General features: G+C 42.4%; 1 protein-coding gene. It reads left to right on the forward strand.

Annotated elements, in window-relative coordinates; all coding sequences use genetic code 11:
* A partial coding sequence (locus V179_RS0105550) for a M20/M25/M40 family metallo-hydrolase (RefSeq protein WP_028390635.1) occupies positions 1–805 on the forward strand: 805 nt, incomplete at both ends.

Below are 805 nucleotides of genomic sequence, written 5' to 3' on the forward strand. Positions count from 1 at the left end.
ACCGTCCGAATGTTGTTGGGAAATGGCATGGATCAGAAGATGCACGGTCACTTTTACTTTTTACACATGTTGATACGGTACCGGTTGGGGATGAGATCCACTGGAATTACCCGCCAACTGAAGGTGTAATTGAAAATGGACTTATGTACGGAAGAGGAACAGCTGATAATAAAGGCGGATACGGTTCTATCCTTTCTGCACTGCAGGTTATTAAAAATATGGGTCTAAAGCCAAAAGGAAATATTACAACCATTTCCGTTGTTGATGAAGAGGTAGGCGGAGCCGGCGGAGCTGTTGCAATGGTTCAATACCTTGAAGAACAGAATTTTAAAGCAGATGCATGTATTTATCCGCATCCATTAACAACTGGTGCAGGTCCACAAATTGCTTGTGCAGGCGGATTGATTTTTAAAGTAAGAGTGACAGGTGTGGCCGCTCATAACTTAAACGGACAAGTTGGTGTGAATGCAATCGGCAAAGCGATGAAAATATATGACGCTTTAGTTGAACTGGACAATAAACGCGTAGAAACTGTCAGCTATGCTCCGTTTGAACGTTATTTCGCCGCTTCAGATATGCAAGTCCGTTCAAGTAATTTAACACCTGCAATGATTAATGCTGGTGAATGGGCATATAAAGTTCCGGCTGAATGTGAATTGACTGGAACAATTGGCTACCCGCCAAATGAAACACTTGAAGAAGTGAAAGCACAGATTGAAAACGCAATTAAGGAAGTTGCGGCTAATGATGAATGGTTATCTAAAAACCCGCCGGAAATTTCTTATGAATGGCATACAAGCCCAGC

This window comes from Bacillus cihuensis, from assembly GCF_000504145.1.
In the GTDB taxonomy this organism is placed as follows: Bacteria; Bacillota; Bacilli; order Bacillales; family DSM-1321; genus Peribacillus; species Peribacillus huizhouensis.